At 66.0% G+C, this 25,909-nt stretch carries 21 protein-coding genes; 12 read left to right on the forward strand and 9 right to left on the reverse strand.

Features of this window, described 5'->3' with window-relative positions:
• The first annotated feature begins 86 nt into the window (after positions 1–86).
• From ABR323_RS04725 to ABR323_RS04740, 4 genes are all read left to right on the forward strand, one after another.
• Positions 87–1,607, forward strand: a complete 1,521-nt coding sequence (locus tag ABR323_RS04725) for a thioredoxin family protein (RefSeq protein ID WP_439448587.1) — start codon at positions 87–89, stop codon at positions 1,605–1,607.
• A gap of 310 nt (positions 1,608–1,917) precedes the next feature.
• Complete coding sequence (locus ABR323_RS04730; protein ID WP_062606210.1) at positions 1,918–2,547, forward strand: superoxide dismutase; 630 nt, start codon at positions 1,918–1,920, stop codon at positions 2,545–2,547.
• On the forward strand, positions 2,544–3,119 hold the full coding sequence (locus ABR323_RS04735) for a flavin reductase family protein (RefSeq protein WP_126927964.1): 576 nt from the start codon (positions 2,544–2,546) through the stop codon (positions 3,117–3,119). Before ABR323_RS04730 ends, ABR323_RS04735 begins: the two co-directional genes overlap by 4 nt.
• Complete coding sequence (locus tag ABR323_RS04740) at positions 3,119–3,454, forward strand: tetratricopeptide repeat protein (protein ID WP_008267331.1); 336 nt, start codon at positions 3,119–3,121, stop codon at positions 3,452–3,454. Before ABR323_RS04735 ends, ABR323_RS04740 begins: the two co-directional genes overlap by 1 nt.
• 5 nt (positions 3,455–3,459) lie before the next feature.
• On the opposite strand, the gene ABR323_RS04745 is transcribed toward ABR323_RS04740, so the two are convergent.
• Entirely contained in the window at positions 3,460–4,608 is a 1,149-nt protein-coding gene (locus tag ABR323_RS04745) for a fatty acid desaturase family protein (RefSeq protein ID WP_135274078.1), read from the reverse strand.
• A 12-nt stretch (positions 4,609–4,620) separates the two neighbouring features.
• The gene (locus tag ABR323_RS04750; RefSeq protein ID WP_439448435.1) at positions 4,621–5,691 is read right to left on the reverse strand and encodes a ferredoxin reductase; all 1,071 of its coding nucleotides are present in this window, start codon (positions 5,689–5,691) and stop codon (positions 4,621–4,623) included.
• 92 nt (positions 5,692–5,783) lie between these two features.
• Between ABR323_RS04750 and fabR the strand changes: the two genes are divergently transcribed.
• Complete coding sequence (gene fabR / locus ABR323_RS04755) at positions 5,784–6,440, forward strand: HTH-type transcriptional repressor FabR (RefSeq protein ID WP_005409961.1); 657 nt, start codon at positions 5,784–5,786, stop codon at positions 6,438–6,440.
• A 349-nt stretch (positions 6,441–6,789) separates the two neighbouring features.
• Here fabR and ABR323_RS04760 read toward each other — a convergent pair whose 3' ends face one another.
• Positions 6,790–7,308 carry a hypothetical protein gene (locus ABR323_RS04760; RefSeq protein ID WP_439448436.1) on the reverse strand — a complete coding sequence of 173 codons (519 nt, stop codon included), beginning with the start codon at positions 7,306–7,308 and terminating at the stop codon, positions 6,790–6,792.
• On the opposite strand from ABR323_RS04760, the gene ABR323_RS04765 reads away from it, so the two are divergent.
• From ABR323_RS04765 to ABR323_RS04775, 3 genes are all read left to right on the forward strand, one after another.
• Complete coding sequence (locus tag ABR323_RS04765) at positions 7,295–9,163, forward strand: autotransporter family protein (RefSeq protein WP_439448437.1); 1,869 nt, start codon at positions 7,295–7,297, stop codon at positions 9,161–9,163. The two genes, ABR323_RS04760 and ABR323_RS04765, sit on opposite strands and share 14 nt — an antisense overlap.
• Positions 9,164–9,423: 260 nt before the next feature.
• The gene (locus tag ABR323_RS04770; protein WP_439448438.1) at positions 9,424–11,583 is read left to right on the forward strand and encodes a TonB-dependent receptor plug domain-containing protein; all 2,160 of its coding nucleotides are present in this window, start codon (positions 9,424–9,426) and stop codon (positions 11,581–11,583) included.
• The gene (locus tag ABR323_RS04775; protein WP_439448439.1) at positions 11,573–12,133 is read left to right on the forward strand and encodes a thioredoxin-like domain-containing protein; all 561 of its coding nucleotides are present in this window, start codon (positions 11,573–11,575) and stop codon (positions 12,131–12,133) included. Before ABR323_RS04770 ends, ABR323_RS04775 begins: the two co-directional genes overlap by 11 nt.
• A gap of 69 nt (positions 12,134–12,202) precedes the next feature.
• Here ABR323_RS04775 and mntR read toward each other — a convergent pair whose 3' ends face one another.
• Positions 12,203–12,673 (reverse strand): manganese-binding transcriptional regulator MntR, encoded by a 471-nt coding sequence (mntR, locus tag ABR323_RS04780; protein WP_014037494.1) that lies wholly within the window; start codon positions 12,671–12,673, stop codon positions 12,203–12,205.
• 117 nt (positions 12,674–12,790) lie between these two features.
• Between mntR and ABR323_RS04785 the strand changes: the two genes are divergently transcribed.
• The gene (locus tag ABR323_RS04785) at positions 12,791–14,122 is read left to right on the forward strand and encodes an Nramp family divalent metal transporter (protein ID WP_439448440.1); all 1,332 of its coding nucleotides are present in this window, start codon (positions 12,791–12,793) and stop codon (positions 14,120–14,122) included.
• A 270-nt stretch (positions 14,123–14,392) separates the two neighbouring features.
• Entirely contained in the window at positions 14,393–14,866 is a 474-nt protein-coding gene (locus ABR323_RS04790; RefSeq protein ID WP_439448441.1) for an SMI1/KNR4 family protein, read from the forward strand.
• Positions 14,867–15,071: 205 nt separating this feature from the next.
• Here ABR323_RS04790 and ABR323_RS04795 read toward each other — a convergent pair whose 3' ends face one another.
• The 4 genes from ABR323_RS04795 to ABR323_RS04810 all read right to left on the reverse strand — a co-directional run bounded on the left by ABR323_RS04795 (position 15,072) and on the right by ABR323_RS04810 (position 19,376).
• On the reverse strand, positions 15,072–15,398 hold the full coding sequence (locus tag ABR323_RS04795) for a thioredoxin family protein (RefSeq protein WP_057495997.1): 327 nt from the start codon (positions 15,396–15,398) through the stop codon (positions 15,072–15,074).
• Positions 15,370–15,837, reverse strand: a complete 468-nt coding sequence (locus ABR323_RS04800) for a flavodoxin (RefSeq protein ID WP_439448442.1) — start codon at positions 15,835–15,837, stop codon at positions 15,370–15,372. The genes ABR323_RS04795 and ABR323_RS04800 overlap by 29 nt, the downstream gene beginning before the upstream one ends.
• A 25-nt stretch (positions 15,838–15,862) precedes the next feature.
• The gene (locus tag ABR323_RS04805) at positions 15,863–16,903 is read right to left on the reverse strand and encodes a ribonucleotide-diphosphate reductase subunit beta (RefSeq protein WP_024957408.1); all 1,041 of its coding nucleotides are present in this window, start codon (positions 16,901–16,903) and stop codon (positions 15,863–15,865) included.
• Positions 16,904–17,012: 109 nt separating this feature from the next.
• On the reverse strand, positions 17,013–19,376 hold the full coding sequence (locus ABR323_RS04810) for a ribonucleoside-diphosphate reductase subunit alpha (RefSeq protein WP_439448443.1): 2,364 nt from the start codon (positions 19,374–19,376) through the stop codon (positions 17,013–17,015).
• Positions 19,377–19,806: 430 nt separating this feature from the next.
• Between ABR323_RS04810 and ABR323_RS04815 the strand changes: the two genes are divergently transcribed.
• Entirely contained in the window at positions 19,807–20,784 is a 978-nt protein-coding gene (locus ABR323_RS04815; RefSeq protein ID WP_439448444.1) for a zinc-binding dehydrogenase, read from the forward strand.
• A gap of 299 nt (positions 20,785–21,083) precedes the next feature.
• Positions 21,084–23,711, forward strand: coding sequence for a TonB-dependent receptor (locus ABR323_RS04820; RefSeq protein WP_439448445.1), 2,628 nt, complete (start codon positions 21,084–21,086; stop codon positions 23,709–23,711).
• Between the two features lie 76 nt (positions 23,712–23,787).
• Here the strand turns inward: ABR323_RS04820 and betT are convergent, their stop codons facing one another.
• Positions 23,788–25,767 carry a choline BCCT transporter BetT gene (gene betT, locus ABR323_RS04825; RefSeq protein WP_439448446.1) on the reverse strand — a complete coding sequence of 660 codons (1,980 nt, stop codon included), beginning with the start codon at positions 25,765–25,767 and terminating at the stop codon, positions 23,788–23,790.
• Between the last annotated feature and the right edge of the window lie 142 nt (positions 25,768–25,909).

A 25,909-nucleotide genomic window follows, 5' to 3' on the forward strand; every position in this document is an offset into this window, starting at 1 on the left:
TGCCCTGCAGCACGCCCGTCATGAGCAAACTGAATCAGCAGGCTCCCCGGCCATTCTTACAATGGCCTGTCCCCCTGCCCTTCGAGATGCTGCCGATGCGCGTCGCGCTTTCCGTGTTGCTGCTGGCTTCGGCGCTGAGCGCCTGCACCCCGGCCCCGGTTTCCACCGCCAACTCCGCCGAGGCACCCGCGCCGGCCACGGCCATCGCCTGGCGCCAGGGCGATGTGGACGATGCCTTCGCCGAAGCCGCCGACAGCGGCAAGCCGGTGCTGCTGTACTGGGGCGCCGTCTGGTGCCCGCCGTGCAACCAGCTCAAGGCGGGGCTGTTCAAGGACCCGGCCTTCATCGCGCTGACCAGCAAATTCGTTCCCGTCTATCTGGATGGCGACGAGGAAGGTGCGCAGGCCTGGGGTGAGCGCTTCGGCGTACGCGGCTATCCGACCCTGATCGTATTGGACCCACAGCGCAACGAAATCACGCGCGTGGCCGGCGGCAACGACGCCGCCGAACTGACCCGGGCATTGACCGTTGCCGCAGGCCGCCGCAGTGCTGTTGCCGCCACCCTGGCCACCTCGCTGGCGACGCCGGACCGCCTGGCCGCCGAAGACTGGCAGGTACTGGGCGACTACGGCTGGGAAGTCGACGCCAACCGCCTGGCCGGCGAGCGCAGGAGCCAGGATGTGCTGCGCCAGTTGTCCAAGGCAGCACCCGACGCTGCCCTGCAGCGCCGCTTCGCCCTGCTGGCCTTGGCAACGGCCGAAAAGCCCGATGCCTCGCCCACTGAAGTACGCGAGCTGCTGCAGGCAGTGCTGGCGCAACCGGCGGAAGTGCGCCGCAACCGTGAGTTGCTGGGCTATGCAGGCGTGCAGCTGGTCAAGCAGGCCAGTGCCGGGCCGGCCACCAGCAACACGCTGGGACAGCAGCTTCTGGTCGCACTGGAGCGCGCAGATGCCGAGCGCGGTGATCGCGCCGACGACGCATTGTCGCGTGCGCTGACCGAAGTATCGCTGGCCCGCCAGCAGCAGCCGAAGGGTGGATTGCCCGCCGCGCTGGTTGATCGGGTCAAGCAGCGCGTGGCCGCTGCCGATGCCGCCGCCACCGATGCGCATGCGCGTCAGGCCACGATCAGCAGCGCGGTCTATGCCCTGCGCGAGGTTGGCGACGACGCAGGTGCCGAGGCACTCTTGCTGGCCGAGCTGGAGCGCAGCGAACAGCCGTACTACTACATGCCCGAACTGGCCGAACTGGCCGAGCAGCGCGGCGACACCGCCGGTGCGCTGGAGTGGTTGAAGCGTGCCTACGACGGTGCCCAGGGCCCGGCCACCCGCGTGCAGTGGGGCGTGCTGTACGTAGAGGGCCTGCTGAAGCTGGCGCCGGACGACGCACCACGCATCGAGCAGGCCACCGCCTCGCTGATCGCCGAACTGGAAGCGCAGCCGTCGGGTTACCACCAGCGCACCCGCCAGCGCTTCGAGCGCCTGGCCGGGCAGTTGAAGACGTGGAGCGGCAAGCACCAGGGTGCGGAGACGCTGGCGCGGTTGCAGCAGCGGATGCAGCAGGCGTGCGGTGACCAGGTGGATGGCGCCTGCAAGGATTGGCTGAGTTGAGTTGATGAAAGCGCTGGCGGCGGGTTCGCCTGCCGGCGCTTTTGTTGATACGTGTGGGAAAGCGGGCTCAGTAGTGCCAGCCCATGGCTGGCAGCTCGCATTGCATGAATGCTGCCAGCCATGGGCTGGCACTACTGAACCCGCTCTTCCTCTTGCCTTTGACTCCGTCTCCGCACCTGCAACACGGAATGAATCAAGGCGCCGTCAGCGCAGGCATTTCACCCCCGCCCCTTGACCTCAACCAATGTTGAGGTGCGATAACAGTCTCCCCACGGCCAGCTCTCTGGCCTTCCCCACGGAGATTGCTTCGATGTCGTACTCGCTTCCCCCGCTTCCCTATGCCTACGACGCCCTCGAGCCGCATTTCGATGCGCGCACGATGGAGATCCACCACAGCAAGCACCACCAGACCTACGTCAACAACCTCAATGCCGCCATCGAGCAGGCCGGTATCGCCGAGCAGCCGGTCGAGGCGCTGATCGCCAACCTCGATGCGGTACCCGAGGCGCAGCGCGGCGCAGTCCGCAACAACGGCGGTGGCCACGCCAACCACAGCCTGTTCTGGACGGTGCTCAGCACCAACGGTGGTGCACCCGATGATGAGCTGGCCGCCGCCATCGACCGCGATCTTGGCGGCTTCGATGCCTTCAAGGACGCCTTCACCAAGGCGGCGCAGACCCGCTTCGGCAGCGGCTGGGCCTGGCTGACCAGCGATCGCGATGGCCGCCTGCAGGTGGAAAGCAGCGCCAACCAGGACAGCCCGCTGATGGGTGCAGCCGTGGGCCTGTCCGGCAACACCCCGATCCTCGCACTGGATGTCTGGGAACACGCCTACTACCTGCACTACCAGAACCGTCGCCCGGACTACATCGGTGCGTTCTTCAACATCATCAACTGGGCCGAGGTCGGCCGGCGCTACCGCCAGGCCAGGGCCTCATGAGCGGCGAAACACTGCCGTACGCCGGGCCGTGGGCGGGGGTCTTCCCCGCCCCGGCCCCGGTGCCGTCGGTCGAGATGCCGCCGCGTGCACTGCGGCGGCTGCTCGGCCACTTTCCTACCGGCGTGGCCATCGTCTGCGCACGTGATGCGCAGGGCAAACCCATCGGCCTGACCATCAATTCGTTCGTGCCGGTGTCATTGCAGCCGCCGCTGGTGCTGTGGAACCTGGCGTTGCACGCGCAGAGCCTGTCCACCTTCCAGCGCGCCACCCGCTTTGCGATCAGCGTGCTCGCGGCCGACCAGGAAGCGCTGGCCCGGCGCTTTGCCGATCCGCAGGTACGCAACCGCTTCGACGGCCTCGCATTGCTGGATGACGACGAGGACGCCCCGCCACGCATCGCCGGTGCGGTAGCGCATCTCAGCTGTACCCGCCACGCACAGTGGCCGGTGGGCGATCACCTGCTGCTGGCCGGCCGCATCATCGAAGTGCACGAGAACGGCGGCGCGCCGCTGCTGTTCCATCGCGGCCGCTTTCAGCCGGGACCGGCCGAGCTGCTGGTGGAGGTGCGCTGATGAACATCGAGGCTCTGGAATGCATGCTGGCCAGCGGCAAGGACGGCGCGCTGCTGCGCTTCGGCCTGGGCAAGGGCTGGCTGGATGCCGGCAATCCGGTGCGCGCAGCGACCCATCTGGGCCGTTGCGTGGTGCTTGATCCGCAGTACTCGGCCGCCTGGAAGCTGCTGGGCAAAGCCTGGCTGGCCAGTGGCCAACCGCAGGCGGCGCGCGAAGCATGGCAACGCGGCTTGAGCGTGGCCGGCAGCAAGGGTGACCAGCAGGCACGCAAGGAAATGCAGGTGTTCCTGCGACGCCTGGACCGCGAACAGGCGGCCCTGGCGAAGGCGGGCTGAGTCGATCAGCCCGCGTTGGCCGATGCCGGTGCGGACATGATGTCCGACATCGGCAGGCGGCGCGGCTTGCTCGGGAACGCGTGGCGCAGGATGCGCCAGACCACCTGGCCGAACTGGCGCGGCAGCGAACCGTTGTTGTAGTGCTGGCCGTAACGGCGGCAGATGTCCTTCACTTCCTTGGCAATGGCCGCATAGCGGTTGGCCGGCAGGTCCGGGTAGAAGTGGTGCTCGATCTGGTGGCTGAGGTTGCCCGACAGCACATTGATCACGAAACCACCGCTGATGTTGGACGAACCGCGCAGCTGGCGCAGGTACCAGTGGCCGCGCGATTCATTGCGCAGGCATTCCTTCGGGAAGGTTTCCGATTCGGCGGTGAAGTGGCCGCAGAAGATGATCACGTAGGTCCAGATGTTGCGCAGGCCGTTGGCCACCATGTTGCCCAGCATCACGGTGAGGAAGAACGGGCCGGCCAGCAGCGGGAAGAACACGTAGTCCTTCAGCACCTGGCGGGCCATTTTTCGTGCCACCGGGCGGGTCTGCATCCACATCGCACGGCCGCTGATACGACCCTTCAGCCAACGGCCCAGGCGCAGGTCCTGAGCGGCCACGCCCCACTGGAACAGCAGCGCGAAGATCGGCGCGATGATCGGCTGCAGCAGGTAGAACGGCTTCCAGCGCTGTTCCGGGAAGATGCGCAGCAGACCGTAGCCGATGTCATCGTCCATGCCACGCACGTTGGTGTAGGTGTGGTGGCGGAAATTATGCGTCTTGCGCCAGTTGTCGGCGGTGGCAACGATGTCCCACTCGTAGGTGTTGCCGTTGAGCTTGGGGTCGCCGGTCCAATCGAACTGGCCGTGCATGACGTTATGGCCCAGCTCCATGTTCTCCAGGATCTTCGACAGCGCCAGCAGCAGCGTGCCGACGATCGCAGCCGGCCACAGCAGCGGCATCCAGAACAGCGGCGAGAACGCCGCCAGGAACAACAGGCCACGGCCGCCCACGCCAAACCAGCGCACGGCGGCAGCCACGCGGCGGATGTAGCGGGTATCGGAAGCGCCAAGGCTGCCGATCACGCGGTCGCGGATCGCATCGAGTTCCTGGCCGAAGGCATGCATCTCGGTGGTGCTCAGAGCACGGTCGGTAGCGCGGGTCATGGCAACGGGTCCTCAGAGATCCAGGGTCAGGTCGGTGGTCGGTGCGCTCACGCAGATCCGCACCGGCTGTGCCGATTCGGACTGCAGCTCGCCGGTGCGCAGGTGGCGGGTCGCGCCACTGACGCGGTCACAGCTGCAGCTGTTGCAGATGCCCATGCGGCAGCCATGCTTGGGCTTGATGCCATGGGCTTCGAGGCTTTCCAGCAACGAGCGGCCACGCGGCACGCTCAGCTGGCGACCGCTGCGCGCAAGCGTCAGCGACACCTCGCCCTCGCTGCTGGCATCGCGAAGCGGTGCCGGCGGAGTGAAAGCTTCGGCCTGGAAGCCGGCCACCTGGTGCGCGAGGCGTTCACGGGCGGCGGCAACGAACCCATCCGGGCCGCAGGCCAGCACATGGCGCTGCACCAGCGGCGTGTCATCGCCAGCCACCTGCAGGTCATGGGTATCGATACGCGCGGCCGGCGCCTCACCCTCGCGGGTGGTCAGCAGATGCACGCGCAGGTTCGGATGCGTGGCTGCCAGCGCCTGCAGTTCATCACGGAACTGCAGATGGGCGTCGGTGCGCTCCCAATAGAACAGGTCCACCGGTGCTGCCAGCGGGCGCTTGCAGGCGTCGCGCAACAGGCTGCGCATCGGCGTGATGCCACTGCCGGCAGCCAGCAGCAGCACTGGCGCGGCGGCAGGCATATGGAACTCGCCGAAGGCGGCATCGAGGCGGAACAGCTCGCCCGGCTGCGCATGGTTGACCAGATGCTGGCTGACCCGGCCGCCCTCGACTGCCTTGACGGTGATCGCCAGCTCGCGCGGGCCCAGTGCCGTCGGGCTGTAGCTGCGCTGCCACAGACGTCCCTCAATCTCCACGCCGAGGGTGACGTGCTGGCCGGCGCGCATGCCGGCCCAGTGCCGGTTACAGCGCAGGACCAGGGTAGCGGCGCCCTCGCCGGCCGGCTCACGCCGGACCAGGCGGGCCACCGGCTCGCGCAGGGTCCACAGGGGATTGAGCTGGCCCGCCCAGAAATCGAACAGCGACGGCGAGACCCAGCGGTACGGAGAGAACAGGGACGGACGGACGACAGCGCTCATGAGCGAACTATACGGGCGCACATACACCTGTGTATACATGTGTATATTGAACCGGATTGGGTATGATTCAGCCTCGCCCCACCGGAACCCCCATGGCCGCCGCCACCGCCTTGTCGACGCCCGAAGATGCCAACAGCCCGGCCCGCCGCACGGTGAGCCGCGAGGATCTGCTGGCCGCCGCCCTGAAACTGATCGGGCCGCACCGCAGCCTGTCCACGCTCAGCCTGCGCGAAGTGGCACGTGAGGCCGGCATCGCGCCGAACAGCTTCTACCGGCAGTTCCGCGACATGGATGAACTGGCCGTGGCGCTGATCGACGCCGCCGGCCGCTCGCTGCGCACCATCATCGGCGAGGCCCGCCAGCGCGCCACCTCCACCGCCACCAGCGTGGTGCGCGTTTCCGTGGAGACCTTCATGGAGCAGCTGCGCGCCGACGACAAGCTGCTGCACGTGCTGCTGCGCGAAGGCGCGGTCGGCTCGGACGACTTCAAGCACGCGGTCGAACGTGAGCTGCACTACTTCGAAGAAGAGCTGCAGCACGACCTGGTGCGGCTGGCCGCACTGGATGGCGCCGTGCTGCATGCCCCGGAACTGGTGGCCAAGGCCATCACCCGGCTGGTGTTCGCGATGGGCGCCACCGCCATGGACCTGCCGCCGGAGAAGGATCCGGAGCTGGTCGAACAGATCTCCACGATGATCCGCATGATCATCGTCGGCGCCCGCACCCCCGCCGCGTTCCGCCGCGGCTGATCAATCTCCCCCTGGGTCGGATCCCTTTCCGCAGGAAAGGGCCCTGCCCCGCACACCCCGACTCCAGCCTTCCACACGGCATCGCCGTGCCGATGAACTGCGGGCGCCATCACAGATCTGTGTCGCAAATGCGCAGGTTGGACATCCTGCACGCGCCATTCACTGTGCTCTCACGCACGCTGAATTATTCAGACCGCGCGCTCCATTCAGTTTGGTGAGTTATTGAACGGGGTTTGAATCCGGCAAGTGCCGCTGCAGTCGTTTCAGATTAATTGCATGGCCCAGGCAAGATCCGATCCGCAAAGTGCCGCCTCCGGCCCTGCGGTTGCAGGTCCCACCCCAATGAGCTTCAAGGAGAAACACCCATGCGCATGATGCAGTTCACGCCGAAGTTTCCTTCCACTTTCGTCCGTTCGCGGTTGGCGCTTGCACTCGCCGGGCTGATTCTCGTGCCCTCCATGGAGGCCGCGGCCGTTGATCTGACCAACGGCGCGTCCGCTACGGTCGTTCCGGGCCATGTCTGGGTCGGGCAGGACTTCACGCTCCGTGGCAATTCGCAGCTGACCGTCGACGGCACTCGCGTCGGCTCAGTAAATTCGCAAGTTTCGACACTCACCCTCAGCAACGCATCCGCCGGCCAGGTCACGTTGACGGATTCCGTCGGCGACATCCGAGACAGCACGCTGGCCGGCCTGAACACCGGTGCCGTACTGTCCAACCCGACATCGACGCGCACAGTCATCGCCATTTCAAACAGCCGCGTCGAAAGTTCTTTCACGGCTTCGCGCATTTCGGGTGGCGGAACCATCCGTGCCTCATCGACGGCCTTTGCTGGCAATGTGCACGGCGTCGAGATGCTGGCGGGCATTCTGGAACTGCGCAGCGGTTCTTCCGTCGTCGGCGCGCAGGATGGCATCTACAGCAGATTCAACGCTGGTGGCCAACCCGCCATCGGCCCGGATGGGTGGTACGTACTTGTCGATGGCTCTTCGGTGGAAGGAACCGCTGGCGCAGCGCTCAGCGCGCAAGCCGTGGGCTCAACTCCGCAGGTCAACCGCTTCATTGTGCAGAACGGCGCCACGCTGAAGGGTGGCAACGGCAACCTCCTGCAGGCCAATGCAGGTGCCCTGTTCGACTTTACCGGCCGAACTTCCACGCTGGCCGGCAATTTCACCATCGCCGATACCGCCAGCGGCACGCTGCGCTTCCTTGATGGCCTCGACCTCACCGGCCGCATCCTCGGTCCGGCCGATGTCATCGTGGACCAGGGCGGCCGCTGGACGCTGTCCGGCGACAGCAACACCGGCAACCTCACCCTGGGTGCAGGCAGCAACATCTTCCTCGGTGCTGCGGGTACGGCGGCCTATCCGCAGCTGACCGTCAACGGCAACTACACCGGCAACGGCGGCACCCTGCACTTCAACACGGTGCTGGCCGGCGACGACGCAGCGAGTTCGCGCATGCACGTGACCGGTGATACCAGCGGTACCACCCAGGTCACCGTCAACAACATTGCCGGTGCTGGCGCACAGACCATCAACGGCATTGCGCTGGTGCAGGTGGACGGTGCCAGCAATGGCCAGCTCGCGCTGCAGGGCCGCGCCATCGGTGGCATGTACGAGTATTTCCTGCGCAAGGGCACTCCGGGCGCCAACAACGGAAACTGGTACCTGACCTCGGCCTACACCGGCAATCCGTGCGACATCAATCCGGCGCTGCCGGAGTGCACGCCGGTGGATCCAGTGGATCCGGTCGACCCTGTGGACCCGGTCGATCCCACCGATCCGGTCGATCCGGTCCCCGTGCTGCGCCCGGAGCCGGGCGCGTACCTGGCCAACCAGGCCGCGGCCGTGCAGATGTTCCAGCTGCGCCGCCATGACCGCGGCGAGCCCGGTTTCGACCGTGCCCGCATCGGTACCTGGGTGCGCGCCGGGCGTGACCAGCTGCAAGCCAACGTGGCCGGCCAGGTCGATGCCCGTACCCACATCAACACCCTGCAGCTGGGCAGCGATGTCTGGCGCTGGGGCGATGGCCGCGGCCAGGTCGGCGTGATGCTCGGCACCGGCGAGGCGACCACACAGGCGGTGTCGACGCTGAGCGGTTATGGCACCCGCGGCAAGGTCAAGGGCAAGTCGGCCGGTGTCTACCTGGGCTGGGTGCAGGATGCACAGAGCAGTGCCGGCCTGTATGTGGACGGCTGGCTGCAGGCGGCGCGCTTCGACAACGAGGTGCAGGGCGAAGGCATCGCCCGCGAGACCTACGACTCCAGGACCCGCAGTGCATCGCTGGAAGCCGGTTATGCCTGGGCCATCCGCAGCACTGAGGCCAGCATGCTGTACCTGCAGCCGCAGGCGCAGCTGACCTGGACCGACTACGACGGCGACAGCCTGGTCGAAAACAATGGCACCACGGTCGAAGACGGTCGCGGCGGCGGCCTCAACAGCCGCCTCGGCGTACGCCTGTTTGGCCAGAGCACGCTGCAGGGCAACCGCGTGCAACCGTTCCTGGCGGCGAACTGGCTGCGTGGGCAGCGCGATGAGGCCATGCGCTTCAACAGCGAGTCGTTGAGCGCGAAGACGCCGGAGAACCGCTACGAAGTGCAGGCCGGTGCCCAGCTGCAGCTGGGCCAGCGTTGGAGCGCATGGGGTGACCTGCGTGTGCAGCGTGGCGACAGCGGCTACCGCAACCATGGTGCCCAGGTGGGTCTGCGCGCCGCCTGGTAAGGCCAACGCCGCCCCGGGCCCAGGCCCTGGGCGCCGTTCCTCAACTCCCCTCGCACCCTGCCTGGCATGACATCCGGCAGGGTTCCGGCGCTTATTTGTAATGTTATAACAACGTCGTCCGCGATGTTCTGATCCCGCTTTCGGCTTCGTGATTGCACGGACTTATTTATATAGCCATTGCTATATCTATAACCCTCTGCTTTCATATGCGTCAGCCAGGTCGCCCTCGCCGCCTTTCCTCTCCCAAGGACGACGCCTTCATGCCCGTTGCCACACCCCTCTTCCATCGGCTGCCCCTGGCCGCCGCCATCGCCCTGACCCTGCCGCTGCCCGCACTGGCCGCCACACCGAAGCCGACCGAGCTGGACCGCGTGCAGGTGAAGGTCAGCACCGCCACCCGCAGCGAGCGCCTGCTGTCCGATGTCCCGATCCGCACCGAAGTGCTGCGCAAGGAAGACATCGCGCTGCGCGCGGCCACCGACTTCTCGCGTGCCGCCGAGCTGATCAACGGCCTGCGCGTGGAAAGCAACTGCCAGAACTGCAACACCAGCGAAGTACAGCTGCTGGGCCTGCCCGGTGCCTACAACCAGCTGTTGTTCGATGGCATCCCGCTGCTGTCCACGCTGGGCAGCGTGTACGGCCTGGAACAGATCCCGGCCGGGTTCGTCGACCGCATCGAAGTGGTCAAAGGCGGTGGTTCGGCGCTGTATGGGCCGGGTGCGGTCGCCGGTGTGATCAACCTGATTCCGCCGCTGCCGGCGCGCAGCGGTGGGCATGTCCAGGCCGGTGTGGATGTATTGAAAGGCACGCCGCAGAAGAATGCCGACGTGCGGCTCGATCTGGTGGCGAAGGAAGCAGACGCCGGCCTGTCGGTGATTGCCCAGCGCAACTGGAACAGCGGCATCGACTACAACGGTGACGGCTACACCGAAATCACCCGCAAGAACCTCAAGGTCGGTGGGCTGCAGGCCTGGTATGCGCCCACGCCGGGCACGCGGCTGCGCCTGGACCTGCAGGTGACCGATGAAACCCGGCGTGGCGGCAACCGCCTGGACCAGCCGGAATACCTGGCCAATATCGCCGAATCGCTGGATACAAAATACCGCCGCGGCAGCGTGTCGTGGGACCAGGAAGTCAATGCCGACGTCGATTTCCGCCTGGCCTACGCCTTCGCCGACATCGACCGCGACAGCTTCTACGGCGGTCTGGGCGACGTCGTCACCGATCCGTCCGCGCCCGGCTATGACCCCTCGCAGCTGGACCCGAACGTGGCCGGCAGCGCGGCCTCGCGTTCGTGGCGCCAGTACGGCCGCACCCACAACCCGCTGCACTACATCGACAGCCAGTTGAACTGGCGGCTGGGTGCGCACGCGCTGGCCTTCGGCGTGCAGTACAAGCACGAGGCACTGCGCGACGACAACCGCACCGGTGACGGCCAGCGTCTTGCGGTACTGGAGGACGCCACCTTCCACAACCTGGGCGCCTTCATCCAGGACGAGTGGAGCCTGCGCGACAACGTCGACCTGGTGCTGGGTGCACGCGTAGACAAGAGCTCGGAGCTGGACAGCGCGGTGTTCTCGCCGCGCATCGCGCTGGCCTGGCAGGCCACGCCCAACCTGAAGTGGCGTGCCGGCATCGCCACCGGCTTCCGTGCTCCGGAGATCTTCGTCGAGGACGTGCATGTCGACACGCTGGGGGGCGAGCAGGTGCGCGTGCGCAATACCGATGGCCTGAAGGAAGAGCGCGCGTTGACCACCCTGTTCGGCTTCGACTGGCGATCGGACCCGGCCAATCCGGTGTGGAGCTGGGATGCCACGGCCTCCTATGCACGCATCCGCGACACCTTCGCGCTGGGCGAGATCCAGCGCGGCGATGACGGCCAGCTGAGCCAGCTGCGCTACAACGCGTCCGGTTCCAATGTGCTGGGCGCGGAAACCAACCTCGGCTGGCAACCCTCGCCGCAGTGGCGCCTGACCGCCGGTGCCTCGTGGTACCGCTCGCGCTTCCGCGAACCGCAGCGCATCTTCGACGACACCGGTGATGGTGGCGACACCGTGATCGAAAGCCGCGACTACCTGAAGACCCCACGCTGGACCGGCCTGGCCCAACTCAGCTGGATGCCGGCCGAGCCGTGGGAGACCTTCGTCGCGCTGCGCCACACCGGCCCGATGTCGGTGCTGAACAACCGGCTGGGCGAGCTGCACCGTACGCGCTCGTTCCTGGTCACCGATCTTGGTGCACGCTGGCACCGGCATCTGGGCGCGCAGGCGCAGCAGGAGGTATCGGTGGCCGCAGGCGTCAAGAACGTATTCGATCAGCGCCAGAAGGATCTGGAGGTGGGCGCGCTGCGTGACAGCGACTATGTCTACGGGCCACGTTTCGCGCGCTCGTGGTACGTCAACCTGCGCTATGCGTTCTGAAGCACTGCGAGCGCTGTTGCTGGCCTGTGCCTTGGTGCTGGCCGCACCGGCGATGGCTGCGGACCTGCACGCGCAGGTCTCGGCCTCGCTGATGCGGCCGGAACAGCGCTCGCTGCGACCGATGCAGTGGACGCCGCCGCCGAAACTGGTGGCGCTGTACTTCGGCGCCGACTGGTGTGCACCGTGCCACGCCTTCGTACCCACACTGCGCAGCGTGCGCGACGCGTTGCGCGAGGCCGGCGCCGATACCGAAGTGGTGTACGTCAGCCTGGATGAGAGCGAGAGCGCGCTGCGCCGCTACATGCATGCACAGGACATGCCGTGGCCGGTGCTGGACCCGCGCCGCGCCGCGCGCATGCCCGCGCTGCAGGCATTGGCCGGGCTGGCACCGCCGAACCTGGTGCTGATTGATGCCGACGGCCAGGTGCTGGCCAATGGCTGGCAAGGCCGGCGCTATGAAGGCCTGCAACCGGTGTTGAAGGAATGGACGAAACGGGCCTGCGCGCAGGAACAGGCGCGCTGCCCCAACGGCGCCATCCAACCACGGTAGCGCCGGGCCATGCCCGGCGAAAGGCATGAACACGGCGACGCGCCCGCCGGGCATGGCCCGGCGCTACCGTTACGGCGCCCCGCCCTCGGCCTTGCGCACGAACGCCTCGAACAACGCCAGCGTCTGTTCGCTCACGTGGTGCTCGATGCCCTCGGCATCGCGCCGCGCGGTATCCGGGTCCACGCCCAGCGCCAGCAGAAAACGCTCCACGGTCTGGTGGCGCTGGCGGCTGGCATGGGCCAACGCCTCGCCTTCCGGGGTCAGGAACACGCCGCGGTACGGCCGCTGCACCACCCAGCCATCGCGCGCCAGGCGCCGCAGCATCTTCGCCACGGTGGGCTGGGCCACGCCCAGGCGGGTGGCAATGTCGACCTGGCGGGCTTCGCCACCGTCGGCCAGCAGGTCCGAGATCAGCTCGACATAGTCCTCCACCAGCTCCATCCGGTGCGCCTCCCGCACTTGCCGGAAGCTCTCGACCTGGCGCTCGGCCTCGATCAAGGGGGTGCTTTTCAGCGATGTCGAATCGTCGGTCTTGCCCACGCCTGCGCCTGTCCTTCCGGGGTGATCCGGTGTTGAACCTGAATTCTGGACCAGTAACGCGATAAAGACGATTGTTTCACATTGCTAATCACTATAGCAGGAGCTATATTCGGACCCATGAACACCCTGGCACCCCGCGACCCTTCGGCCTCCACTGCGGCCAGCCTGGGCGCGCTCAACGCCTCGGTGGCGGTGCCCGACAAGGGTCACTGGTGGTTCCGCCTGCTGGCCTTCCTCGGCCCGGGCTACATGATCTCGGTCGGCTACATGGACCCGGGCAACTGGGCCACCGACCTCGCCGGCGGTTCGCGCTTCGGCTACCTGCTGCTGTCGGTCATCCTCATTTCCAACCTGATGGCGGTGATCCTGCAGGCGCTGTCGGCACGGCTCGGCATCGCCACCGGCATGGACCTGGCCCAGGCCTGCCGCGCGCGTTACCCGAAGCCGGTGAACCTGGCGCTGTGGGCGCTGTGCGAGGCGGCGATCATCGCCTGCGACCTGGCCGAAGTGATCGGCACCGCGATCGCATTGAAGCTGCTGTTCGACCTGCCGCTGCTGTGGGGCGCGGTGATCACCGCCCTGGACACGCTGCTGGTACTGCTGCTGATGAACCGCGGCTTCCGGGCGCTGGAAGCCTTCGTGATCGCGCTGCTGATGGTGATCTTCGGCTGCTTCATGGTGCAGATCGCGCTGGCCGCACCGCCGGTGATGGACGTGCTGGGCGGATTCATTCCGCGCGCGCAGGTAGTGACCGATCCTCACGCGCTGTATATCGCCATCGGCATCATTGGTGCCACGGTGATGCCACACAACCTGTACCTGCATTCGTCCATCGTGCAGACCCGCGCCTACCCGCGCACCGACGAGGGCCGTCGCAGCGCCCTGCGCTGGGCAGTGACCGACAGTACCCTCGCGCTGACCCTGGCATTGTTCATCAACGCCAGCATCCTGATCCTGGCGGCGGCGGTGTTCCATGCCAATGGCCGCTTTGATGTGGAAGACATCGAGCAGGCGCACCAGCTGCTGGCGCCGATGCTGGGCGTAGGCGCGGCGGCGACGTTGTTTGCGGTTGCCCTGCTGGCCTCAGGCCTGAATTCGACGGTGACCGCCACGCTGGCCGGCCAGATCGTGATGGAGGGCTTCCTGCATCTGCGACTGCCGCCGTGGCTGCGTCGACTGATCACGCGCGCACTGGCGATCATTCCGGTGGTGGTGGTGATCATGCTGTTCGGCGACCAGGGTGCGGTGAAGCTGCTGGTGCTGAGCCAGGTGGTGCTGTCGATGCAGCTGCCGTTCGCGATCATCCCGCTGGTGCGGATCGTGACCGACAAAGTGACCATGGGAGCCTTGGTCGCACCGCGCTGGCTGGGCAGCATCGCCTGGGTGATCGCCGTGGTGATCGTGGCGCTGAACGTGAAGCTGCTGGTGGATACCTTCAGCGGCGGGTGAGACCACATGGCGGGGTCGGATCCCTTGCCGGAGGCAAGGGCTCTGACCCCGTCGATCGAAAGGCAACCGGGCATGGGCTCGGCTCCAGTAGATCCACGCCATGCGTGGATGCCTTTGTTGTCCCATGGAAATCTCGAGCAACAGCAGAGCTGGTGTCGCCTTCAGCCTACAGCGGAAGACCCATCCCGGTTAACTTGCCTCCTGTGCAACACCCCAGGACAAACACTTGGCAAGGGCAACCGTGTGAACTGCATTGAAGAACTGATCGGCATGATCCGATCCAGCTCCAGCCATGCGATCAGATCACCTGCCGCAGCACTTCCCGTACTTGAGGGGCCGCTGGCGTACCCGGCAGATTTGCAGCACTTCTATCGCGAGTGCGGCGGCGCCCTTCTGTACGCAAATGACCCAGAGGTCATTTCGTACAATCTGTTGCCGCCCGAAGATATTCGTCAAGCCAATGAAGCCATCGCCAGTGAGCGGTGCGAGGATGACCTGTCCGCAACGTGGCATGTCGTCGCAAGGAGCGATAATGGAGACTACATTTCCATCGATCTCTCCTTGCACCAGCCAGGGCGTTGCTACGACAGCAACCACGAGATCCACGGAGTGGCTGGCAGCTGTCCCAACATCGCCGATAGCTCCACCGAGCTCATAGGGAAGCTTCTCTCCTGCGGTGCGGGGCAGCCCTATTGGGCAGCACTGGACTGCAGGGATGCCTACGATACCGACGCCGGCGCGTAATCCGGAACGCGGGGGGCAGAGCCCTCGCCTACGGCGAGGGATCCGACCCCAGTAGATCCAAGCCACGGGTGGATGCGTTTCATCACACACCGCGCGAAAAGCAGCCGAGCATGGCTCGGCTCTACAGCAAATTCTACGTCGTGCGCCGTTGCAGGGTCAGAGCCCTCGCCTGCGGCGAGGGATCCGACCCCGGTGGATGCCCGCTCTACAAATGCAGCGCGATCGCGGCTTCAATCTGCTGCGGCGACTGGAACCCGGCCAGGCGCGTGCGCTCATCACCGTCACGGAACAACGACAGCGTCGGCGTTTGTCGCAGCCCCAACTCGCGGAAGAACGCCTCACCCAGCACTTCCAGCTGCACGCGCAGCAGGGTCGTGCCCTGCCCCGCCACGCTGTTGGCCACCCGGTGCAGCGACATCTCCAGCATCCGGCAGCCCGGGCACTGCTCCTTATGGAAATCCACCAGCACCCGCGGGTGTTCGGCCAGCAGCTGCTGGAACTGCTCAGGCGTGGTGGCGTCGATGATCTGCATCGGTGTTGCTCCAATAGTGGGCCAGGACCGCGTCGGTCCAGGCCTCGATGGCCCCGGCATGGCGTTCACCATGCGGCATCTGTTCGATTTCCAGCGGCGGATAGTCGCTGCGGAAGTAGCGGATCAGGCGGTGCACGGCGCCGCAGTAGTACTCCTGCCCCCACTGCGTTTCGCCGGTGCCGAACACCGCCAGCTGCCGTGGCCGCTCGCCGCGCTCGGCAATACCGGCCACCCAGGCCTTCATCTCCGCTGGCGTGCGACCGGCGTTGTCGGTCCAGCAGCCCAGCAGCACCAAGTCGGCCTCGTCGGCAGCCAGCGGCGGCGCTTGCCGCAGGTCGTCGGCCTCCTGCCAGTGCACTGCGTGGCCGGCGGCGCGGCAGCGTTCGGCGATCTGCCGGCCGAGCTCGCGGGTGTTGCCGCTCAACGAGGCGACCACCACCAGGATGCTCAGCGCGGCGCCGGGCTCAGAGATCGTCGAAGCCGTTGTCGACGTTGGTCTTCTTGTAACTTGCATTGCGCATCTCGAAGAAGTCGGTCTTGGTTTCAGTGAAGTTGTCGGCGTAGGCCTTGATCCACGGCATCACGTTGTCGGTGGTGTCGCTGTACAGGCGTTCGATGCCGAGCATGCCGGCCATCTTGTTGGCGCGGTACTTCACGTAGCGCACCATCTCGTCCACGTCGATGCCGTCGATGCCATCCAGCACCTCCGACGACCATTGCGTCTCCAGCTCGATGGCATGTTCGAATGACTGGTGCACGTACGCGGTCAGCTCATTGGTCTGCAGCTCCGGGTTCTCGCCGATGATGGCGCGGATCAGCTCGCTGATGAACTTGGTATGCGCCAGCTCGTCGCGGTTGATGAAGCTGATGATCTTGCCGGTGCCGTTCATGCGGTTCTGCCGCACCATGTTGTAGAAGTACGCGAACCCGGAATAGAAATTGATGCCCTCCAGGATCGAGGACTGGATCAACGACTTGAGCAGGGTCTCGGCGGTCTTCTCGCGCATGAAATCGTCATACGCCCCCATGATCGGCGCGTTGCGCTTGATGATGGTCGGATGCGTGCGGGCGATCTCGAAGATGCGGTTCTGGTTTGGCAGGTCGGTGATCGAGGCCAGCACGTAACTGTAGCTCTCGTTGTGGATCACTTCCTGCTGCCCGATGATCGCCGCATTGGCATGCGCGGCCGGGTCGGTGATGTACTCGGCCACGTTGTAGATGAAGCGGGTCTGCGGTGAATCGAGCGTGGCGAGCAGGCCGATGATCGAGTCGTAGGCGTTCTTCTCGCGTGCGTTGAGCTCGCCGTACTGGCGGGCATCCAGCTTCATGTCGACCTCGTCGGGAATCCAGAAGTTGGTCGACAGCTCCTTGTAGGCCCGATAGAACGACGGGTACGGGATGTCGTTCCAGTTGAGGATGCCGCTGGTGCGGCCGTTGATGATGCCGGTGCTGCGGTTGGGATGGCGCGGTTCGAGGATCTTGATGCGATCGAGGGGGGTTGCCATGGTTTTCTGCCTTCGTTCTATTTCTATCGTGTTGCCGGCCAGCGGCCGGCACTACCAAAGATCGCGGGGTTGCCGGCCAGCGGCCGGCACTACCGTGGGGCGCCGGTGGTCAGCTGGAGCACCACTCGCATTCGCTGATGTCGATGTCGTTGGAGCGCACGTAGTACGTGGTCTTCAGGCCTTCGCGCCAGGCACTCAGGTGCAGCTCCAGCAGCGTGCTCGCGCGGATGGTGCTGGGCACGTACAGGTTGAAGCTGATCGACTGGTCGACATGGCGCTGGCGGCGCGCGTTCTGGCGCACGCTGGCGAACTGGTCGACCTTGTAGGCGCCCTTCTCGTAGTACGGCCAGGTTTCCAGCGACAGGCCCGGCGCCGCCACCGGCCGCCGGAAGTCCTTCTTTTCCTCGTAGTAGAACGCGCTGTAGATCGGGTCGATGGAGGCGGTGGAGCCGGCAATCTGCGCAGTGCTCATGTTCGGCGCGACGGCCAGCAACCAGCCGTTGCGCAGGCCGTGCGTGGCGACGTCGCGGGCCAGGCTGTCCCACGCGGCGCCGCTGTAGTCGCGGTCACGGAAGTAGCGCCCGTTGTGCCAGTCGCTGCCCGCGAACATCGGGTAACTGCCCTTCTCCTTCGCCAGCTGTGCGCTGGCCTGGATGGTCAGGAAGTTGATGCGCTCGTAGAGACGGTCAGCCAATTCTTCGGCATCCGGTGATTCCCACTGGATCGCCTGCTGCGCCAGCAGGTGGTGCCAACCGAAGGTGCCGAGGCCGATGGCGCGGTACTTGCGATTGGTGATCGTGGCCTGCGGCACCGGCAGCGCATTGAGATCGATCACGTTGTCGAGCATGCGCACCTGGATCGGGATCAGGCGCTCCAGCACGTCGGTGGCCAGCAGGTCATCCGGCGCACTGATCGCTCGACCGAGGTTGATCGAGGACAGGTTGCAGACCACGAAGTCACCGGCCCGCCGTGTGGTGACGATCTGGTCGCCGCTGACGATCTCCTGGATCATCCGCGTCGGGCTCATGTTCTGCAGGATCTCGGTGCACAGGTTGCTGGAATAGATCATGCCCGCGTGCTTGTTCGGGTTCCGGCGATTGACCTCGTCGCGGTAGAACAGGAACGGATTGCCGGTCTCCAGCTGGCTGAGCATGATCCGCTTGAACAGATCGATGGCCTTCACCGTGCGTCGGCTGATGCGCTCGTCGGCTACCAGTTCGGCATAGCGGTCACGGAAGCTGCCCGCACCGCGCGTCTCATCGTAGAAGTCCTGCAGGTACCAACCCTTGGCCTGCTTCACCTCGTGCGGGTCGAACAGGTACCAGTCGGCGCGACGCTCGACCGCTTCCATGAACAGGTCGGGCACGCACACCGAGGTGAACACATCGTGCGCGCGCAGGCGCTGGTCGCCGTTGTTGAGGCGCAGGTCCATGAAGGCTTCGATGTCGCGGTGCCAGATGTCCAGGTACACCGCCACCGCGCCCTTGCGCTGGCCAAGCTGGTCGACTGAGACCGCAGTGTTGTTGAGCTGCTTGATCCACGGCACCACGCCGCCGGAGGAATTGGCCACGCCCCGGATCGGCGCGCCGCTGCTGCGCACATAGCCCAAGTAGGCGCCGACGCCGCCGCCGTGCTTGGACACGCGGGCGATGTCGGTGTTGGAGTCATAGATGCCCTGCAGGCTGTCGTCCACCGTGTCGATGAAGCAACTGGACAGCTGCCCACCCACCTTGCCGGCGTTGGCCAGGGTCGGTGTGGCCACCGTCATGTACAGGTTGGACAGCGCCCAGTACGCCTCGCCGACCAGCTGCATGCGCCGCTCGCGCGGCTTTTCCTCCTGCATCAGGTACAGCGCAATGGTCAGCCAGCGCTCCTGCGGCAGTTCGTAGACCTCGCGGCTGCGGTCGCTGGCCAGATAGCGCGTGGCCAGCAGGTACAGGCCGTTGTAGGCGAACAGGCGGTCGCGTTCCGGATCGATCATCTCGCCGGCCTGCTGCAGCTCTTCCTTCGAATAGCAACGCAGGATGTCGTTGCTGTAGATGCCGCGGTCGGCCAGGCTTTCCTGCAGGCCAACGTAGGAGCCGTACTTCAGGCCGACATCGTAGAAGCGGTTGCGGCTGGCGCGCTTGTACAGGCGGCGCAGGTAGATGCGCGCGGCAAACTGTTCCCACTCGGGTGCAACCAGATCCACCCGCGATTCAGCCTCACGGATCAGCAGATCGACCAGATCATCGGCGCTGATGCTCGGTTTGCGCTCGACCATCGACTGCACTACGCGGCGGTAGTCGCTCACGTCCAGCTGCGGGAACTCGGCATGCACGGCGTCGATGCTGCGCTGCAGGCGCTCGGCCTCGAACGGCAGGCGGCGGTTGCCGGCCTCCTTGGTGATCCAGGTCGGCACGCGCTCGCCACCGGCGCGCAAGGCGTCGCCAGCGCCGGCCAGATCGGCCACGCGGAAGGTACTGTCGGTCATGGTGGTGAAACTCCAGGCTCGCACGCGCGTTGGCGGTCGATGCCATGGCGGCCCTGAACGCGATACCGGCGCACGGGGCGAACGGGTGGATTGCCAGGGCACGGGAACGTAGGTCGTCGGCATCTGCCTGCGCCTGCGGCCGGTATCCGGGCCGTGGGGGCGACCTGCGTCCGCACGATGGCGGCCGCGTCGACACGGCAAGCCTCAGGGGCGGGCCGCGGGACGTTTGCTGCATGTCCGGCGGCGGCGGCTGACCGGGAGTGACGGCCACAACATAGTGGGGATACCCGAACTCGTCAACACAAGATGCGGTAATCAGCACCTGTCGCGACGATCAGTCGCAGGATGCCGTGTTGCACCTGCGGCGCCTTGTCGACAGCCCCTGCGTCCCCAGTTCGGTACAACATCAACTTTCCCCGGAACACCGCCCATGCGCGCTGCCCAGTACCCCTCCTTCGGCGACCCGGCCGTCGTCCTTGCCATTGCCGATGCGCCCCTGCCCTCGCCCGGCCCCGGCGAGGTGCGCATCCGCACCGTGCTGGCCTCGATCCACAACCACGACCTGCTGACCGTGCGTGGCCTGTATGGCTACAAGCCGGTGCTGCCGGCGATCGGTGGCAGTGAAGCACTGGGCGTGATCGATGCACTTGGCGACGGTGTCGATGGTCTGCAGATCGGCCAGCGGGTTGCCGCCGCCTCGGTGCACGGCACCTGGGCCGAGGCGTTCATCGCCCCGGCACGCATGGTGATTCCGATGCCGGAGGCGATCCCCGACGAAATGGCCGCGCAGCTGATCGCGATGCCACTGAGCGCGCTGATGCTGCTGGAGTTCCTGCATGTCGAGGCAGGCCAGTGGATCGTGCAGAACACCGCCAACGGCGCGGTGGGCAAGTCGCTGGCGATGCTGGCGCGGGCGCGTGGCGTGCATGTGGCCAACCTGGTGCGCAATGCCGATGCGGTCGCGCAGCTGAAAGCGCTGGGCATCGATCATGTGTTCGACACCTCGGTGGACGGCTGGAAGGATCGTGTGCGTGAAGCGACCGGCGAAGCACAGGCCGCGGCCGCGGTGGATTCCATCGGCGGCGATGCCAGCGGCGATCTGGTCGACCTGCTCGGCCACCACGGCACCCTGGTGTCGTTCGGTGTAATGAGTGGCGAACCCATGCGCATTCCCGCCGGCGGCCTGATCTACAAGGAAGCCACGGTGAAGGGCTTCTGGGGCAGCAAGGTCAGCCAGACGATGGCGGTGGAGGACAAGCGCCGGCTGGTTGGCGAACTGCTGAAGCGTGCGGCGAGCGGCGAACTGACCCTGCCGGTGGAGCAGATCTTCGCACTGGACGACATCGCCCAGGCGGCGAAGGCCGGCGCCGGTTCGGGCCGCAATGGCAAGGTGCTGCTGCGTCTTTGATCGGCTGACATTGCCTTCTGTAGAGCCGAGCCATGCTCGGCTGCTTTCCGGCCAGTGTGTGGAGCCGAGCGTAGGCTCGGCTCTACAGGGGTGTGCGGACCAACGGTCCGCACCCACCACAGATCAGTCGGCACCCACCAAAGATCGGTCCGCACCCACCGAATTGGTCTGCCCCAGCGGAGGTACTGACTTTCGTTAAGAACCTGTGATGTATAACTGAATGCGCTTTCGTCATTGGAAGGCGCGCGTGCCTGCATGCGGTACTGACGGCTCCTCCCCCGTTCGGCGTTGTCGCTTCCATGCACCGCACCACCCTGAACCTGCTTGCCGGCGCCATTGCGCTGGGCCTCACCGCCGGCGCTGCCGGCGCCGCTGAATCCGCCGATACCGGCAAGGACAGCACCACCCTTGGCACCGTGCTGGTGACCGGCTCCAACATCAAGCGCAGCGATACCGCCGGGCCCAACCCGGTGCAGATCGTCAGCCGCGAACAGATCGAGCAGACCGGCCGCTCCACCCTCACCGATGTGCTGCGCAACCTGTCGGCCAATGCCGGCAACAGCTTCGACGAGCAGTACACCGGCAGCTTCGCCGCCGGCTCCGCTTCGATCGGCCTGCGTGGCCTGTCGCCGAAGAACACGCTGGTGCTGGTCAACGGCTACCGCGTCTCCAACTTCGGCTTCGCGCTCAATACCCAGGACACCTTCGTCGACCTCAACGCACTGCCGATCAGCGCAGTGGAACGCATCGAAGTGCTGAAGGATGGCGCTTCGGCGGTGTACGGTTCCGATGCCATTGCTGGCGTCATCAACATCATCCTGCGCAAGAACTTCCAGGGCGTGGAAGTGGGCGGCGGCTTCGGTACCGCCACACAGGGCGGCCTGGACGAACGCAAGGCCAGCCTGCTGGCCGGCTTCGGTGACCTCGAACAGCAGGGCTGGAACGTGCTGTTCGGGCTGGACCTGCTCAAGCGCGACCGCCTCGATGGCGACGACCGCGCCTATACCCGCAGCGGCGATTTTCGCGACAAGCCCGGTGGCCGCCTGGCTGGCTGGTCCACTGCCGGTGGCAACTGGCTGTCCAACCCACGCGCGCCGCAGCCGTTCGCCAACTGCCCCGACGGCAGCCAGCTGCGCCCCTACAGCGACTTCGGCAGCACCCTGCCCGGCCAGGCCTGCGCCTTCAACGCGCAGCCGTTCAAGACCCTGCAGCCCGGCGCCGAGCGCCTGCAGGCCTCATTGAGCGCAACCTACCGCTTCAATGACAGCGTCGAAGCGTTCGCCGACGTGCTGTACAGCCACAACAAGGCCGACCAGATCTTCAGCGCGCCGCTGACCGTCGGCCCGGGCCTGCGTGCCTACAACCCGGCCACCGGCACCCTGATCGATGTTCCGGCGGTGCTGCCGGTCGGCCACCCGAACAACCCGGGCAGCACGCCGCTGCCGTTCGAGTACACCTTCTTCGATATCGGCCCGCGCCTGAAGGACAACACGCAGGTGTTCTACCGTGCCCTGGCCGGCGTGCGTGGCAGTGGCGAGCGCTGGGACTGGGAAGTGGCAGCACTGACCTCGCAGAGCGCGCAGCGCGAGTACGTCGACAACTTCGTCAACCGCTACGCGTTCGAACAGATCCTGCGCGATGGCAGCTACAACTTCCTCAATCCATCCAGCACGCCGGGCGCGCTGGACGCACTGCGCCTGCAGACCAAGCGCCCGGGCTGGTACAAGCTGCATTCGTTGAACCTGAAGGCCTCGACCTCGCTGTGGGAGCTGCCGGCCGGTGCGGTCGGCTTCGCCTGGGGCGCCGAGTTCCGCAAGGAATCGCTGGACGCGCGCACCAGTGCACAGGTGCTGTCGGGCACCGAGCTGCGCCCGGCCATCAACGTGGTCAACGGCGAGCGCCAGGTCAGCGCAGCCTATGCCGAACTGAGCGTGCCGCTGCACCGCACACTGGAACTGCAGCTGGCCGGTCGCGGCGACCGCTACGACGACTTCGGCCAGGCGTTCTCGCCGAAGGTGGCACTGCGCTGGCAGCCGCTGGACAGCCTGCTGCTGCGCGGCTCATTCTCGCGCGGCTTCCGTGCACCGTCGCTGCCGGAGATCGCGCCGGGCCAGACCGTCAGCTACGGTTCGGTGATCGATCCGCTGGATCCGCTGCAGCCCGGTGGCAGCCGTGGCGTGACCAACATCCGCACCGGCAATCCGGACCTGAAGGCCGAACGCTCGCGCAACTTCAACGTGGGTGCAGTGTGGTCGCCGGATGGCGATACCAGCATCGGCCTGGACTGGTATCGCATCGAGCAGGACAACCTGGTCAAGCCGGACAGCGCGCAGTTCATCGTCGACAACCCGACGCTCTTCCCTGGTCGCGTGCAGCGTGATGCACAGGGGCGCATCCAGTTCATCACCAACCAGTACGCCAACCAGGGCGAGCTGACCACCTCTGGCCTGGACCTGGACGCCAACCGCACCTTCCGCACCGAGGGCTGGGGCAACTTCACCGTGGCCGGCAGCTGGACCCACCTGCTCAGCTTCAAGCAGCCGCTGGTGGCCGGCCAGGCCCCGTATGAAGGGGCTGGCAACAACCGCCACGGTGCACTGCCGCGTACCCGCGGCACCACCTCGTTGAACTGGGCGGTGGGCGACTGGAGCAGCACGCTGAGCCTGCAGTACGTGAGCGGCTACGACCAGCGTGTGGCGACGGCGACCAGCAACCCCGGACTGCGCGACCGCATCAAGCCGTATCACCAGCTGGACCTGTACGTGGCCTACGAAGGGATTGCGAACACCACGCTGTCGCTGTCGGTGCTGAACCTGACCGACAAGGACCCGCCGTTCGACCCGGCCGGTGGCTCCAACGGCTTCGACATCAGCCAGTACAACCTGCGCGGGCAGTTCGTCTCGCTGGGCGCGCGCTACCGGTTCTGATGCGATATCGGGGTGGCGGTGACGCGCCACCCCGTTCGCGTTGCCGGCCAGCGGCCGGCACTACCATCAACGTGCATCACCGGCTCAGGTGCAGGAACTGCAGGTGCCGTTCGTACTGGCTGATGATGTCGTTGATGATCTGCTTGCGGCTGTAGCCCACCAGATCGTAATCCTGGCTGCCCTCGTACAGATGCACTTCGGCGCGGTAGTACCGCTGGTTGCGCAACTGCTGTGCGGCGAACGATGGAGTCAGGTAACCGCTGAGGATCACCCGGTACAGGAAGTCCTGCTGCTCGCCGTGATTCACCGACAGCTCCATGTCACCCGCCTCGAAACGCGTAGCCACGTCCCAGCCCTGCCCACGCAGCTGCTCGGCCACCGCTTCCATCGCTGGCTTCACCGTATCGTCCATGAAGCGGTAGACCTGGTCCCGCACCGGGAAATGCATGGCCTGGGTCAGGCGCTGCCGCCAGCCCTGATGGTGGCGGTCATCGCCGATCAGGGGCGAAGGCCTGAACTGTTGCGCGCGCTTGCGGTGTGATTCGTCGCTGAAGGCCCGGGTCAGGCCCCACATCATCAGCAACAGCACCGCCGAGAACGGCAGCGACGCCAGCACCACTGCCGATTTCAGCGCATCGATGCTGCCGGCCAACAGCAGGCCCGCGGTCAACACGGCGATCACCGTGCCCCAGAACACACGCAGCCAACGCGGACCGTCATCCTCAGGGCCACCGCCATGCGAGGACAACGTGGAGAGCACCACCGCACCGGAATCAGCCGATGTCACGAAGAAGATGAAGCTGATCAGCACGGTCACCGCGATCACCGCCTTGCTCCACGGGTAGCCGTCCAGCAGCGCATACAGCACGGTCGGTGGATCATCCACCGCCAGCTGCGCCAGTTGCTGCTGGCCGTGGTGCAACACCTGGTCCAGCGCGCTGTTGCCGAAGATCGACAGCCAGGCCAGGGTGAAGCCCAGTGGAATCAGCAGCACGCCGAACACGAATTCGCGGATGGTGCGGCCACGCGAAATACGCGCGATGAACAGGCCAACGAACGGTGCCCAGCCGATCCACCAGGCCCAGTAGAACACCGTCCAGCCACCCAGCCATTCCGGTCGGCCGCCATAGGCATACACATCGAAACTCTTGCCGACCACGCTGCCCAGGTAGTCGCCCAGGTTCTGCATCAGCGTGCTGAGCAGGTACTGGGTGGGGCCGGCGCACAGCATGAACAGCACCAGCGCGATCGCCAGCAGCATGTTGATGTTGGCCATCCAGCGCACGCCCTTCTCCACCCCGGACACAGCCACGGCCACCGCCGCGCCCATCATGCTGACCACCAGGATGATCTGCACCAGGTTGGAGTGCGGGATGTTGAACAGGTGCGACAGGCCCGCGTTGAGGTGCAGCACACCGAAGCCCATGTCGGCACCAATGCCGAACACGGTGGCAACGATGCCCAGCGCGTCCACGGTGTAGCCGATCGGGCCATTGATGCGCTTGCCGATCAGCGGGTACAGCGCCGAACGCAGCGCCAGCGGCAGGTTGTGACGGTAGGCGAAATAGGCCATCGCCATCGCTGCAAGCGCGAATACGCCCCAGCCATGCAGGCCCCAATGCAGGAACAGCAGCTGCATGGCCTGGCGCGCACCGGCCTCGCCGGCGGCCGGGTCACCCTGCGGCGGCTGCATGTAATGGGTCAGCGGCTCGGACACACAGAAGAAAAACAGGGTGATGCTGATGCCCGCGGCGAACAGCATGCCGGCCCAGGAGAGGTAACTGAACTCCGGCTCGTCATGGTCCGCACCGAGCTTGATGCCACCGTATTTGGACAGCGCCACCCCGACCACGAACACCAGGTAGAGGGTCATCGCCAGCAGGTAGTACCAGCCCACATTGAGTGCGGCCCAGTCCTGCGCCTTGACCAGAATGCGTCCCGCACCGAGCGGGAACAGGCTGACGAACAGCGCGAACGCCACGACAACGATCGCCGCGAAGGCGAATACAGGCCGAAGGGTGCGCACCGGGGATTGTTGCGGCTCCAGTACTTCCATGGGGCGGCGTTCTCCGGTAGATCAAAGGGTTAACCGACCGATTGTGGCTGAACCGCAGTGGACAGAGCATGAAGTTGCGACCTGCGATCGCAGGCCGGATCCACCGTTCCGTGTTATCACGCGCGCGCCGATGCGCACCTCG

The sequence above is a fragment of the Stenotrophomonas sp. ATs4 genome (genome assembly GCF_051861585.1).
Lineage (GTDB): Bacteria > Pseudomonadota > Gammaproteobacteria > Xanthomonadales > Xanthomonadaceae > Stenotrophomonas > Stenotrophomonas maltophilia_AS.

What these genes read in the sequence shown, in the direction of transcription:
- ABR323_RS04775 (WP_439448439.1), top strand. Translation starts at nt 11,573, where the DNA reads ATGCGTTCTGAAGCACTGCGAGCGCTGTTGCTGGCCTGTGCCTTGGTG.
- ABR323_RS04750 (WP_439448435.1), bottom strand. Translation starts at nt 5,691, where the DNA reads ATGAGCGCTGTCGTCCGTCCGTCCCTGTTCTCTCCGTACCGCTGGGTC.
- ABR323_RS04815 (WP_439448444.1), top strand. Translation starts at nt 19,807, where the DNA reads ATGCGCGCTGCCCAGTACCCCTCCTTCGGCGACCCGGCCGTCGTCCTT.
- ABR323_RS04770 (WP_439448438.1), top strand. Translation starts at nt 9,424, where the DNA reads ATGCCCGTTGCCACACCCCTCTTCCATCGGCTGCCCCTGGCCGCCGCC.
- ABR323_RS04765 (WP_439448437.1), top strand. Translation starts at nt 7,295, where the DNA reads ATGCTGGCGGGCATTCTGGAACTGCGCAGCGGTTCTTCCGTCGTCGGC.
- ABR323_RS04795 (WP_057495997.1), bottom strand. Translation starts at nt 15,398, where the DNA reads ATGCAGATCATCGACGCCACCACGCCTGAGCAGTTCCAGCAGCTGCTG.
- ABR323_RS04745 (WP_135274078.1), bottom strand. Translation starts at nt 4,608, where the DNA reads ATGACCCGCGCTACCGACCGTGCTCTGAGCACCACCGAGATGCATGCC.
- fabR (WP_005409961.1), top strand. Translation starts at nt 5,784, where the DNA reads ATGGCCGCCGCCACCGCCTTGTCGACGCCCGAAGATGCCAACAGCCCG.
- ABR323_RS04760 (WP_439448436.1), bottom strand. Translation starts at nt 7,308, where the DNA reads ATGCCCGCCAGCATCTCGACGCCGTGCACATTGCCAGCAAAGGCCGTC.
- ABR323_RS04730 (WP_062606210.1), top strand. Translation starts at nt 1,918, where the DNA reads ATGTCGTACTCGCTTCCCCCGCTTCCCTATGCCTACGACGCCCTCGAG.
- ABR323_RS04740 (WP_008267331.1), top strand. Translation starts at nt 3,119, where the DNA reads ATGAACATCGAGGCTCTGGAATGCATGCTGGCCAGCGGCAAGGACGGC.
- betT (WP_439448446.1), bottom strand. Translation starts at nt 25,767, where the DNA reads ATGGAAGTACTGGAGCCGCAACAATCCCCGGTGCGCACCCTTCGGCCT.
- ABR323_RS04820 (WP_439448445.1), top strand. Translation starts at nt 21,084, where the DNA reads ATGCACCGCACCACCCTGAACCTGCTTGCCGGCGCCATTGCGCTGGGC.
- ABR323_RS04785 (WP_439448440.1), top strand. Translation starts at nt 12,791, where the DNA reads ATGAACACCCTGGCACCCCGCGACCCTTCGGCCTCCACTGCGGCCAGC.
- ABR323_RS04810 (WP_439448443.1), bottom strand. Translation starts at nt 19,376, where the DNA reads ATGACCGACAGTACCTTCCGCGTGGCCGATCTGGCCGGCGCTGGCGAC.
- ABR323_RS04725 (WP_439448587.1), top strand. Translation starts at nt 87, where the DNA reads ATGCTGCCGATGCGCGTCGCGCTTTCCGTGTTGCTGCTGGCTTCGGCG.
- ABR323_RS04805 (WP_024957408.1), bottom strand. Translation starts at nt 16,903, where the DNA reads ATGGCAACCCCCCTCGATCGCATCAAGATCCTCGAACCGCGCCATCCC.
- ABR323_RS04735 (WP_126927964.1), top strand. Translation starts at nt 2,544, where the DNA reads ATGAGCGGCGAAACACTGCCGTACGCCGGGCCGTGGGCGGGGGTCTTC.
- ABR323_RS04790 (WP_439448441.1), top strand. Translation starts at nt 14,393, where the DNA reads ATGATCCGATCCAGCTCCAGCCATGCGATCAGATCACCTGCCGCAGCA.